We start from the raw sequence: 12555 nt of genomic DNA on the forward strand, positions 1-12555 counted from the left end.
TTATGTTGAAGTATCTGGAAGTGGAAGGTTCGCCCTACGAGTTGGGCCTGGCGTTGGGCCGCTTTGGCAAGCAGGCGGTGCACGATTTGCTCCTGCCAAGCGCTGCATGGGTCAGCCTGATGGCGTGGCGCGGCAGTGCAGAGGTTGCGGCCATGCAGCAGCTCACGCAGGAGCGGTTTCCCGCGATCTGGCAGGAAATCGAAGGCCTGGCCGCTGGCCTGGAGCTGCCGCTGGCCGATGTGTTCATCTGGAACTGCCGGGGCGACCTGTGGGCTATGGCGCCCGATGGCTGCACCACCGTGCTGTTGCCCGGCGAAGGCGGAGTGCCTGCCCGGCTGGCGCACAACGAGGATGGCCTGCCGTTCTTCAAGAACCACTGCGCCATCGTGCGTGCCAGTGTGCGGGGCCACAGCGATGTGGTGTCGTTCGCCTACCCGGGCTCGATTCCGGGCCATACGTTTGCCGTGAATGCCCGGGGGCTGGGCATCACCGTCAACAACGTGCGCACGCGGCTCGTCAGCGCTGGCGTGCCCCGCATGGTGCTGGGCCGCGCGGCGCTCAATCTGGACAGCGCCGTGGCGGTGCAGCATATGCTCGAAGAAGTGCCGCGCGCGGGAGGCTTTCACTTTTCGGTGGCACAGGCGGGTGTGGCGGCCATTGCCAGTGTGGAGTTCACGGCACACCGGGTGTCGATGGAGCTAGTCACCGCGCCAGCGCTGCATGCCAACCATCTGGTGCACACAGCCATGCGCCACCATCCGCAGCTGGTCACCAATTCATCGGGTTTTCGGCAGGAGCGCGGCGAGCAGCTGTTGCGGGAGGGCGTGCGGGATGCGCTGTCGATCCTGGCAGACCAGCACAACAGCGCATTTCCGATTCTGCGCAATGCGGCCGATGACAGCGACGATGAAAACACCATGGCGACGGCCTTCATGGCGGTGGGGGCAGATGCCATCCATTGGGAGGTACTGGAAGATGGCGGGCGCGCGCCGGTGATGCGCTTTGTGAACGCCCAGGCGGCATGAACCCGCCAGCCACGCCAGAGTTGACCGGCACCGCTGCACCTGCCAGCCTGCATGCCTTGGCCCAGCTGGTTGATCGCCTGGCGCAAGGCACGGGCGATGTGCAGCTGGGTCGCAAGGCCATGACGGCGCTGGCGCAGGCATTGGCTGCGCCCGCTGATTTTGCGCTGCTCAGCATCACGCAGGCAGCGACGCGCCACGGCATCAGCGCATCGACGTGGACACGTCTTGCCACCCGGCTTGGCTACCAGGGGTTTGCAGATTTTCAGGCGGTGTTCCAAGCGCATCTGGCGCAGCAGACGCCGTATTTCTATGCGCGCCAGACCAGGCAGGCAGTCGACCTGCAACAGCCCGGTGGCGCAGCCGCCGCCGTGCTGGCTGCCATGGCCCAGAGCGCCATCGACAACATCCATGCGCTGGGCAGCGAAGGCCATGCGCAGCAGATCGAGCAGGTGGCGCAGCAATTGGCTGCCGCGCCCCGGGTGGCCTGTTTTGGCCTGCGGCAGATGCACAGCGTTGCCAGCTATTTAAGCTATGGCCTGGGTCTGCTACGCCCAGATGTGTGCGTGCTGGGCGGCAGCAACATGGCCGTAGCCGAGGGCTTGGCGCAATTGGCGAGCGGCGATGTGCTGGTGGTGACCAGCGTGGCGCCCTATACCCGCATGGTGGTGGATGTGGCACGCGCTGCGCGCGAGCAGGGGTTGGTGGTGGTGGCCTTGACCGACCACCGGGCATCGCCTCTGGCCGCTGCTGCCCAGCACGCCATTTATGTATCGCATACCTCGGCCTTTGTCAGCAACAGCCTTGTGGCGCATCTGGTGGTGTGCGAAGCGCTGGTGAACACAGCCGCTCAGTTGCTGGGCGATGGCGCGCTTGCAGCGGTGCAGCAGCGAGAGCGCTGGATTGCCAGGCTCGGGATCGAGCAGTGAAGGGCGAACCACAGCTGTAAGCCTTGCAACCCTGCAAAGGCCATAGTGTTCAGCGTCTTTATTGCATTGGTTTTTAAGGGTAGAAACACCAAAAAACCAGGCGAAGCAATCGCTACCTGCTATTGTTTTTATCGATAGCGATGGATGGAAGAACGCTGAGTGCCGCCTGCTTCCAGGCCTGCGCCGCTGCCGCGTCGTCACCGCGATGCTCTGCCAGGCGAGCGAGGTGGTGCCAGGCCCTGCGGCGCAGCTCGGTGTCCTGCAGGGCAGGGGCGGCCTGCTGCAACCACTGCTGGGCCTTGCCCCACAGCTGGCGCTCCAGGCAGGCGCAACCGGCGAGGTACTGCAGATGCTCGTCGTGCGGGCGCTTGCGATGGGCATTTTCGATCCGGGCCAGCCATTCGCCGTCCAGATCCAGCATGCTGTCTTCCAGCACGCGCACCAGGCGCTCGGTTTGCAGGCTGGGTAGGCTTTTGCTGCCACCCGTGAACCGCTCCCAGGCAGGCAGCAGCCATTCGCGCATCTGGGCGGGTGATCCGGCCAGGGTGTGCAGGCGGCGCGCTGCGTGGATGCCCACTTCGGGCATGGCGCGTTCAGCCACATCCAGGCTGCGCCAGGCCTGCATCAGCTGCTCGGGGTCGTGCGCGTCGTTGATCAACTCCATCGCCAGGCCTTTGACGATGCTTTGCGCCGCAGCGGCCGAGAATGCACGGTGCTTGGCCAGCAGGCGCGCGGTATCGAGCGCTGGCAGGGCCTGTTGCAACTGGCGCGCAGCCTTGAGCTTGAGGCGAAGCGCCAGCGTGCGGCGCGCGGCGCCCTGCGGCAACTGAGCCAGGTTGTCGAGCGCGGCATGGGCGTCGTGGTCGTCCAGCGCCCATTGCGCGGCGCGCAGCTGGGTGCCTTCGCGCAATTCGGGCAGGTGTCTGGCGTCCGGGCTGGCCGCTTCCTGCATGGCCAGGTCCCAATGGCGATCGCGCTGGGTCTGGTCCTGCAGCGCATGGGAGCTTTCAGCGGCCAGCACGTGCGACAGCACGCGCAGTTGCAGGCCGTGTGGCATGGCTTCGCCAGTGTCGTGCAGGGCCTTTTCCTGCGCCAGGGCCGACAGCGCTGCCTTGCGGGCCCGCACGAAGCGGCCTGCCTGCAGCTGGGTGACGGCATCAAGCGCCGCGCCATGCATGGCGCGTTCCTTTTGCTGCACGCGCCAGCGCTTGGCCTGCTTGGGCAGCTCGAACATGACGCTGATGCCGCGCAGCGCGCCATAGAGCACCACAAAGCCCAGCAGCAGCAATACCACCACCATGTTGAGCGAAAAATCAATGCGGTAGGGCGGCCAGTACAGGGTGACGCTGCCCTGGTTGCTGCCTGCAAACAAGGCAGCGGCGACGGCAATCGCAAAGAGACCGATCAACCAGATGGCGGCGCGCATGGCTTAGCGTCCTGCAGCCGCAGTGGCCAGGGCCGCCAGCGTGTCGCTGGCACGGGGGATTTCCACGTCGCGCATGGCCTGCTGCAGCTGCAGCAGTTGCTGGCTGGCCTGCTGCGTGCGGCGCGATGAGGGGTCGAAGTACTTGCGGATGGTGTCGCCAGCCGATGCGAGGTCATTGCGCGATGCGGGCATCTGGCGCGCCAGCAGGGCCAGGCGTGCGTTCATGATGCGCAGCTTGAGGTTTTCGCGCAGGAAGAAAGCCTCGCTCGGGGAGAGCAGCACGGCATCGGGGTAGTCGATGCGGCGAACGCGCACCAGGCTGCGTGCCTCGTCATGCACGGCGTTCCATACGGTGGAGAACGCGGTGGACCACCAGCTCTGCGGTTCATCCGCGGCGTCGTCCTTGCTGGCCACGTCTTTGCCGTGGGATGCATTCTTGGCGCGGGCAGGTGCGGCGCGGCGGCCCGTGTTGGTGGCCACGTCGTTCTGTAGCGGCAATTCGTCCACCTGGCGCAGCAGATCGTCCAGTCGCGCCAAAAGACCAGCGGTGTCGAGCGATTTGCTGCTGGCAAAGCGATCCAGATCGCGGGCAATGGCGCGTTCGACGGGCGCCAGGCGCGGCTGGGCAGAAGCCACGACGCGCTGCTGCGCCGTTTTGAGCGCACTCACCACCGGGTCCGGGCTGCCGCTGAGCTGGCTTTGCTGCATGGCAAAGCGGATCGCACCTTCAATATCGCCCACGAGGTTGTCATCGCGGCTGCGCGAGAGGCTGTGCATCAGCTCTTCGAGCTGGCCGCGCTGCAGCGCCACTTCGCCCACGCGCGCTTCGAGTACCGACATGCGCGAGGCCGCGTCCCGCGATACATCTTCGGCCTGGCGCGCCAGGGTGCGCGCTTCCACCGCCTGGCCGCGCGAATCGGCACTTTGCAGGGCCAACTGCTGCTGGATATTGCCCAGCCGCTGCCACAGCAGCACGCTGCTGACCACCGCGACGGTCGCCGCAGTGCCCAGCACGACCGTAGTCCATACCCATGCATTCGAGGCACCGCTCGCACCGCCGCTCGAAATGGCAGGCCCCGCAGCCGCAGCGCCTGCGATGCTTGCAGTGCTGTCAGTCACGGGAGAGGCGGGTGCTGGCGTAGGGTGGGGGGCCGGTGTCTGCTCTGGCGGCGTCATAGCCTGGATTCTAACGACGCTATGACATCCGTCATGGTGGGCCGGCATGGCTTGACAGAGGCAAATCCCGCATTCTGTGCGGCCTGCGCTATGCGTGGATGGGTGGCGATAGCCGATACGGATGCCAGTTCTGCGGGTGAAAAAATGTTGCGTAAATGCATCACTGCCTGCGAACTGCTGAACAGCCAGAGGCTGCCATCGGCGAGCGCGGTGCGGGCCTGTGCCATCTGCTCGGGCGACCAGTGCGGCATTCGTCGCTCGTACACCGCGACAAAATCCACCCCCACACCAGCGGCCTGCAACTGCGTGGCCAGCCATTGGCGGCCCTTTCCGCCGGGGGCGTAGTTTTCGCCAGACCCACCGTCGCCCTCGGACGCGCCACGTACAACCAGGACGCGCAGGCCTGCCTCCGCCATCGCAGGTACCTGTGGGGCAACCTGGGCCCATAGCGATTCAGAATCAAACTGCGCAGCACCCGGCGCAGGCTGGTCGATCAGTGCGGCGGGAATGCCATGCGCCATGGCTGTGCGCGCCGTGCCGGGGCCGGGGCACCATACTCTTGTTTTGATAGCCACTGGTGGTTGACAGGAAAGCGCCTGAGCCATTTTTTGATCGATAAAGAACTGCGCCGCATTGCCGCTGACCAGCATGATGGCGCCATAGGGGCCGCTGTTTTGGCAATCGGCCCGGGCCTGGTTGGCTGCCTGCTGGTCGGCAGGCAGGGTGGCTGCCCCGATCTCGATCAGCGGCAAGGCCAGTGCGGGCACGCCATGGGCTTGCAGTTGCGACACCCATGCGTCCGCTTCAGGTTGCGGGCGGGTGACGATGATGCAGGGCAGGGTCATATCATTCATCCATGATGCTGTGCACTACCCGCGCCGGCGGCTCATCGCTGCTTGGCACCTGCGGCTTGCAACAGCTGCGCCACTTGCTGGCCCAGGGCGTCGGCACTGGCCAGGTCAGTGACTTGCGCGCTGGCAGCAGTGCGCACGAGTGGCGCGTCAGGCTGAAGCTCGTCGCCCCAGGCGGCGCGCAGGTGCAGGGTGTCGCCTTGCCACTGTCCGTGCGCGGCCAGCGGCATGGAGCAGCTGCCGCCCATGCAGCGGCTGACAGCGCGCTCGGCCGTCACTGCCCTCCAGCTACGGGCATCGGCCATGCTGGCAAACAGTGCCATCAGGTCTTGCCGGTCTGCGCGGATTTCAATGCCCAATGCGCCCTGGCCCGCGGCGGGCAGCATGGTGTCGGTATCGAATTCGTGGCGGATGCGATCGTGCATGTCCAGGCGTTTGAGGCCCGCCGCCGCCAGCACGATGCCATCGTATTGACCATCGTCGAGTTTGCGCAGACGGGTGTTCACATTGCCGCGCAGTGGCTGAATGTCCAGGTCTGGCCGCAATGCCTTGAGCAGTACCTGGCGGCGCAGGCTGGAGGTGCCGACAACCGCGCCCTGGGGCACGTCATCCAGCCGCGCATAGCGGTTGGACACCCAGGCATCGCGCGGGTCTTCGCGCTCCAGCACGGCGGCTAGCGCAAAGCCTTCGGGCAGCTCCATCGGTACGTCTTTGAGTGAATGCACGGCCAGATCGGCGGCGCCGGTCTCCAGCGCGGTCTCCAGCTCTTTGACGAACAGGCCCTTGCCACCCACCTTGGAGAGTGTGCGGTCCAGGATCTGGTCGCCGCGCGTGGTCATGCCCAGCAGCGAGGCCTGGTGGCCCAGGTTTTGCAGCAACTGCTGTACATGCCGGGCCTGCCACAGGGCGAGCTGGCTTTCACGGGTGGCGATGGTCAGGGATAGAGAGGTCATGGGCTTGGGCACCGTCTTCTGCGCTGACCCGCGGCGGATTCCCCACCACTACAGCGAAAAAAGCGACTCAAAATAGGTCACAAAATGCAATCTTCGATGCTAGCATGTGCTGCGCCGTGATTGGCGCAGTGCGGATTCGCCCTGCGTAGCGCGCTCTGCCCTCTGCTCTTTGTTTTGCCACCCGTTTTCCTTTGCCATGACTACTGCCAGCAAAAAAGACTCTCCTGCAGCGCATGCAGTTGCCAAGACCGCAACGCGCAAGACCAGGCTTGCCGACAGCGCTGCAAGCCAGCCGACCGGCCGCCGCGCCGACAAGGACCAGCCGCTGATCGAGGACATCCGTCTGCTGGGCCGCATTCTGGGCGATGTGATCCGCGAACAGGAGGGCCAGGCCGCGTTCGACCTGATCGAGCAGGTGCGCCAGCTCTCGGTGGCCTACCGGCGCAATGACGACCAGGACGCGGAAAAATCGCTCAAAACCCTGCTCAAGCATCTGTCGGGCGACCAGACGGTGAGCGTAATCCGCGCCTTCACCTACTTCTCGCACCTGGCCAATCTGGCGGAAGACCGCCACCACATCCGCCGCCGCGAGGTGCACGAGCGCGCAGGCAACACTCAGGAAGGCAGCATTGAAGTGGCGCTGGCGCGGCTGCGCTGGGCGGGGATTCCGGTCAAGTCGGTGGCCGATACCCTGTCGCACAGCCTGGTATCGCCGGTGCTGACCGCGCACCCGACCGAAGTGCAGCGCAAGAGCATTCTGGACGCCGAGCGCGCGATTGCCGCCTTGCTGGTGGCGCGTGATGACATTGCAGCCCGTGCCCAGCTCTTCAACAGCAGCAAGGACACGCTCACGCCCAGGCAACTGGCCGACAACGAACTGCTGCTGCGTGCGCAGGTAACGCAGCTGTGGCAAACGCGCTTGCTGCGCTTTTCCAAGCTGACGGTAGAGGACGAAATCGACAACGCGCTGTCGTACTACCAGGCCACGTTCCTCACCGAGATTCCCAAGCTCTACGCGGCGCTGGAGCGCGAGTTGGGCGAGCGCGATCTGGCAACATTCCTGCGCATGGGCCAGTGGATTGGCGGCGACCGCGATGGCAACCCCAACGTGACCGCGCACAGCCTGCAAGAGGCCTTGCGCCGCCAGGCTGACCTGGTGCTGCGCCACTACCTCAAGGAAGTGCATTACCTGGGCGGGGAGCTATCCATGTCGCAACGCCTTGCAGGCACTACGCCCGCACTGCAGGCCCTGGCCGGGCGATCGCCCGACACCAGCGAGCACCGCGAGGACGAACCCTATCGCCGCGCGTTGATCGGCATGTATGCGCGGCTTGCCGCAACGCTCAAGAACCTCAGCGGCGGCGATGCGGCGCGCCATGCCGTGGCGCCGCAAAACCCGTATACGACGAGCGATGAGTTTCTGGAAGACCTGCGCGTCATCGAAGACTCGCTGCGCGACAACCATGGCCGTGCGCTTGCCGAGCAGCGGCTGTCACCGCTGATCCGTGCGGTGCAGGTATTTGGCTTTCACCTCGCCACGGTGGATCTGCGCCAAAGCTCCGATCAGCATGAGGCCGTAGTGGCAGAATTGCTGGCCACTGGGGGGCTGGAAGCCGATTACGCCCAGTTGCCTGAAGCTGCCAAGCGCGAGCTGCTGATCAGCCTGCTGTGCGACGCGCGCCCGCTGCGTGTGGTAGGGGCCCGGTACAGCGACAAGACCCAGAGCGAGATGGCCATCTTTGAGCGGGCCTGCCAATCGGTGAAGCTGTATGGGCGCGATGCCATCCGGCACTACATCATCAGCCACACCGAAGCGGTGAGCGACCTGCTCGAAGTGCTGCTGCTGCAAAAGGAGGTGGGCCTGCTGACCGGGCGTATCAACGACGGCCAATCGCAGGCCGCGCTGATCGTGAGCCCGCTCTTCGAGACCATCGACGACCTGCGCAACGCCGCCAGCATCATGCGTGAATACTATGCGCTGCCGCATATTGCGTCTCTCATCCAGCGCAGTGGGGCGGAGCAGGACATCATGCTCGGCTACAGCGACAGCAACAAGGATGGCGGCATCTTCACCAGCAATTGGGAGCTGTACCAGGCCGAGATTGCATTGGTGGCGTTGTTTGACGAACTCAGCAAGCCGCACAGGGTGCAACTGCGGCTGTTCCATGGCCGAGGCGGTACCGTTGGCCGTGGCGGTGGGCCCAGCTATCAGGCCATTCTTGCGCAGCCGCCGGGCACGGTGCGTGGCCAGATTCGCCTCACCGAGCAAGGGGAGGTGATCGCTTCCAAATACGCCAATCCCGAAATCGGCCGCCGCAATCTGGAAACCTTGGTCGCCGCCACGCTGGAAGCCACCTTGCTGCAGCCCACCAAGCCCGCTACGCAAGCGTTTCTGGCAGCAGCCGCCGACTTGTCGGCGGCCAGCATGGCCGCGTACCGCGAACTGGTTTATGGCACCAAGGGGTTCGAGAGCTACTTCTTCAGCTCCACCCCGATCCGCGAAATTGCCGAGCTGAACATCGGCTCGCGCCCCGCATCGCGCAAGGCCAACCAGCGCATTGAAGACCTGCGCGCCATCCCCTGGGGCTTCAGCTGGGGCCAATGCCGCCTCACCTTGCCAGGCTGGTATGGCTTTGGCACGGCGGTGCAGGCTTTCGTGAACCAGGAAGGCAAGTCTCCCAAAGCGCAGTGGGCCCTGCTGCAGAAAATGTACCGCCAGTGGCCATTCTTTCGCACCCTGCTGTCCAACATGGACATGGTGCTGGCCAAGAGCGACCTGGCGCTCGCTTCGCGCTACAGCGAACTGGTGGCCGACACACGCCTGCGCAAGCGCGTGTTCCAGGCGATCGAGACCGAATGGAAGAGCACCGCGCATGCCCTGGCCCAGATCACTGGCGAACAGAACCGCTTGGCCAACAATCCGGCGCTGGAGCGCTCCATCCGCCACCGCTTCCCCTACATCGATCCGCTGCACCACCTGCAGGTCGAGCTCATCCGCCGCTGGCGCAGCGGCGAGGACAACGAGCGTGTGAAAACCGGCATCCATATCTCGATCAACGGCATCGCGGCGGCATTACGCAATACGGGTTGAGGGAATTTACATCTGTAAAAAATGTTTGTTGGAAATTTTCTTTGGCTTATTGGTTAATGAATATGAAATTACGTCATTGCGTCTCCGTGTGGGCTCTGGGGCTGATATCACTGGCTGGTGTGGCCTTTGCTCAGCAAACGGTGCCTGCTGATGGTTTTCGAGTCAACGCGTATCAGCAGCCGCTGAACACGCCCCAAGAGTTTGTTCTCACCAAAGGCATGCAGGCGGGTCTGGCAGTTGAGCCGGTTCACATTGATCTGGGCGAATGGAGTGGCCTTAAATCTGTTTCCCAGGGTCCGATGCTCCTGGTAGGCCAGTCGCGGGAGATCAGTCAGACGCAATCGACACAAGCATTGAGTTCGATGCTGCAATGGCGCGCTTCTGCCAATGGCGGATCGGTGGCGGCCATCAGTGTTCGTTCAGGAGGCGCCGAGGGGATGCGCCTAGGCGTTGTGGTGGATCAGTTACCCGGCAACGCGTTGCTGCGCCTCTACACCGACCATCAGCCCAACGCTGTGTTCGAAATTGCCGGCCAGCGTGTCATGCAGATTCTCCAGGCCAATCTGGACGCAGGCGACCGCAGCGAAGCGGGCCGCACGTGGTGGACGCCCAGCAATTCGGGCGATCAGGTAACCCTGGAGATTGAACTGCCAGCTGGCACGTTGCGAGAGGCGCTGAAGATTGCATTGCCACGCGTGATGCATATCTATGAAAACCTGTCCTTGCCCATTGGCGACGAGGCTGGCGCGGCGATCGATGAAAAGACCATGCCGCTTGGCAATCCGCTTACCTGCCATTTGGATGCCACTTGCTACAGCCAATACGATATGCAGCGCCGCGGCGTTGCCCGCATGGCCTATATCACCGAAAGAGGGGCAGATGGCAGCTATTCCTATGGCCTGTGCACCGGCGCCTTGCTCAATGACTACCAGTCTTCCCGGACACCGTATTTCCTGACTGCGGCCCACTGCATTTCCTCCCAGACCCTGGCTTCTGCACTGGAGACCGATTGGTTCTATTCTTCCAGCAGTTGCGGCAGCAATAGCCTGTCGCCCAATAGCGTGAATCTGCGCAATGGTGCGCAATTGCTGTATTCCAGCGCCAATCCGGATGTCACGCTGTTAAAGCTCAATGATGTGCCTCCTGCGGGTGCCTATTTTCTGGGTTGGGATAGCAATCCTGTTCCATTGAGCAGCAGTGTGGTTGGCATTCATCACCCCGATGGGGGACTGCAGAAAATCAGCATGGGCGTGACACCGCTTCGTGCCAACTGCACCCCTAGGGGTGGCAATTTCAACTGCTCCATAGGGGGAAGTACCGGCAATTATTACTACGTGCAGTGGAGTCAGGGATTGACCCAGCCCGGTAGCAGCGGCTCGCCGTTGTTCTACCAAGGGTTGGTCACGGGTGTTCTGTCAGGTGGATCGACTGCGAGCTGTCCAGCTTCTGACGCCACTAGCATTTACCCAAGCTTGAGCAGCGTTTTTCCAGAACTGCGCAAATGGCTGGTTGATGCCAATGCCAAACCAAATTCTGATCCGGCACGTGTGCCCGTCTACCGCTTTCTTAACACCCAGACGGGTTCCCACTTTTTTACAGCCGATGCGAGCGAGAGGAACCATTTGATTGCCAACAGCCCGGTGTTCCAGTATGAAAACATTGCTTTCTATGCTTCCAAACAGTCGGTAACGGCTCCCGATGCGGTGTATCGCTTCTATAACACCAGCGCTAACTCCCATTTCTATACGATCAATGAGGACGAGCGCAGGAGCGTGATCGCCAATTACCCGGCTTTCAGGGAAGAAGGTATTTCCTGGTATGCACGAAAAACGGAAGGGGAGGGCAGTATTGCAATGTACCGTTTCTACAATATGAATACCGGCTCCCACTTCTACACCATCAATGTCTCGGAGCGAGACTTTGTGATCGCAAATTACACCCACCTCCGATTCGAGGGAACCAGCTACTATGTATGGAGTAGCCAGTAAATGCGTATGCGCATGGCTTGGGTATAAAAGCACGGCCTCTAGGCCGTGCTTTTATTTTTGGTCTGGATTTTTTGGAGCTGAATCGTATTGATCCCGTTTCAGGCCCAGTGCAGGGATGAAAGTTTCGTGCCGGCGTTTCACCCGCGCTCCACCGGCCGTGCCGCATCGCTGCACCATTCGCTCCAGCTGCCTGCAAACAAGGCCGTGGGCGCGTAGCCTGCGATTTCCATGGCAATCAGATTGGGCAGGGCGCTCACGCCGCTGCCGCATTGGTGAACGACGGTGCCAGGATCGCGGTCGCCCAGCAGTGCGTCAAATTCGGCCCGCAATTCGGCAGCAGGTTTGAAGCGCCCATCCGCGCCGATGTTGGTGCTGAACAGGCGGTTGAGCGCCCCAGGAATGTGGCCGGCCACCGGATCGAGCGGCTCCACCTCGCCGCGGTAGCGGGCGGGCGCGCGGGCATCGATCACGGTCTGCGTACTGCCCAGCGCTTGCAGCACCTGGCCTGCGGTGCGCAGCTCGCGCAATGGGGCTTTCAACTCGAAATTGCTCTGGAAATGGCTGGTGGGCTTGCCACTCTCCACCGCTCCGCCCGTGGCTTGCCAGGCCTGCAGGCCACCGTCGAGCACGGCGACGGCATCGTGGCCTGCCCATTTCAGCATCCACCACAGGCGGCCTGCGTAGTTGACGCCATTGCGGTCATACACCACGGCCTGCATGTCGTTGCGAAAGCCGACCTGCGACAGCCACGTGGCAAAGGTTTCGCGCGTGGGCAGGGGGTGGCGGCCGCCGGATGCCGCAGAAATCACCCGGCCAGCGCCGTCATGCGGGGCGCTGAGGTTCTTGTCGAGGTTGGCGTAGATCGCGCCGGCAATGTGCACTTCGTCATACAGTGCTTCGCCCGCCAGGGGTTGGGCCAGCTCGAAGGTGCAGTCGAACACCATGACGCTGCCGGGCGAGCTTTGCTGCAGGGCCTGCAGCTGGGCGGGGGTGATGAGGGTGGTATAGGGGGGGGTTGCCATTGCAGTGCTCCAAAAATACGGCTGATGCAGGCCGGACAAGACCCGCTCAAGCCCGAAAAGAGTCGCTTTCAGCCATTATGGTGCAGCGCCACTAGCG

At 63.3% G+C, this 12555-nt stretch carries 9 protein-coding genes; 4 read left to right on the top strand and 5 right to left on the bottom strand.

Translation table 11 applies throughout. The features are described from left to right. Nucleotides 1-2: 2 nt before the first annotated feature. Complete coding sequence (locus HNP33_RS12820; RefSeq protein ID WP_184709038.1) at nucleotides 3-1025, top strand: C45 family autoproteolytic acyltransferase/hydolase; 1023 nt, start codon at nucleotides 3-5, stop codon at nucleotides 1023-1025. Then, nucleotides 1022-1951: a MurR/RpiR family transcriptional regulator gene (locus HNP33_RS12825; protein WP_184709039.1), complete on the top strand. Its 930-nt coding sequence runs from the start codon at nucleotides 1022-1024 to the stop codon at nucleotides 1949-1951. The genes HNP33_RS12820 and HNP33_RS12825 overlap by 4 nt, the downstream gene beginning before the upstream one ends. Before the next feature lie 112 nt (nucleotides 1952-2063). On the opposite strand, the gene HNP33_RS12830 is transcribed toward HNP33_RS12825, so the two are convergent. From HNP33_RS12830 to hemC, 4 genes are read right to left on the bottom strand one after another with little or no spacing between them, the layout of a single operon-like run. After that, nucleotides 2064-3377 (bottom strand): heme biosynthesis protein HemY, encoded by a 1314-nt coding sequence (locus HNP33_RS12830; protein ID WP_184709041.1) that lies wholly within the window; start codon nucleotides 3375-3377, stop codon nucleotides 2064-2066. A gap of 3 nt (nucleotides 3378-3380) precedes the next feature. Continuing rightward, a complete protein-coding gene (locus HNP33_RS12835) occupies nucleotides 3381-4553 on the bottom strand; it encodes a uroporphyrinogen-III C-methyltransferase (protein ID WP_184709043.1) in 1173 nt (390 codons plus the stop codon). Continuing rightward, on the bottom strand, nucleotides 4550-5407 hold the full coding sequence (locus tag HNP33_RS12840) for a uroporphyrinogen-III synthase (protein WP_325064937.1): 858 nt from the start codon (nucleotides 5405-5407) through the stop codon (nucleotides 4550-4552). Before HNP33_RS12840 ends, HNP33_RS12835 begins: the two co-directional genes overlap by 4 nt. A 32-nt stretch (nucleotides 5408-5439) precedes the next feature. Continuing rightward, nucleotides 5440-6357, bottom strand: a complete 918-nt coding sequence (hemC, locus tag HNP33_RS12845; protein ID WP_184709046.1) for a hydroxymethylbilane synthase — start codon at nucleotides 6355-6357, stop codon at nucleotides 5440-5442. A gap of 196 nt (nucleotides 6358-6553) precedes the next feature. On the opposite strand from hemC, the gene ppc reads away from it, so the two are divergent. Further along, nucleotides 6554-9448 (top strand): phosphoenolpyruvate carboxylase, encoded by a 2895-nt coding sequence (ppc, locus tag HNP33_RS12850; protein ID WP_184709048.1) that lies wholly within the window; start codon nucleotides 6554-6556, stop codon nucleotides 9446-9448. 62 nt (nucleotides 9449-9510) lie between these two features. After that, entirely contained in the window at nucleotides 9511-11436 is a 1926-nt protein-coding gene (locus tag HNP33_RS12855) for a trypsin-like peptidase domain-containing protein (RefSeq protein ID WP_184709050.1), read from the top strand. A 137-nt stretch (nucleotides 11437-11573) separates the two neighbouring features. Here HNP33_RS12855 and HNP33_RS12860 read toward each other — a convergent pair whose 3' ends face one another. After that, a complete protein-coding gene (locus HNP33_RS12860; RefSeq protein ID WP_184709052.1) occupies nucleotides 11574-12458 on the bottom strand; it encodes a sulfurtransferase in 885 nt (294 codons plus the stop codon). Between the last annotated feature and the right edge of the window lie 97 nt (nucleotides 12459-12555).

The organism is Comamonas odontotermitis (genome assembly GCF_014207855.1).
GTDB lineage: Bacteria > Pseudomonadota > Gammaproteobacteria > Burkholderiales > Burkholderiaceae_C > Comamonas > Comamonas odontotermitis_A.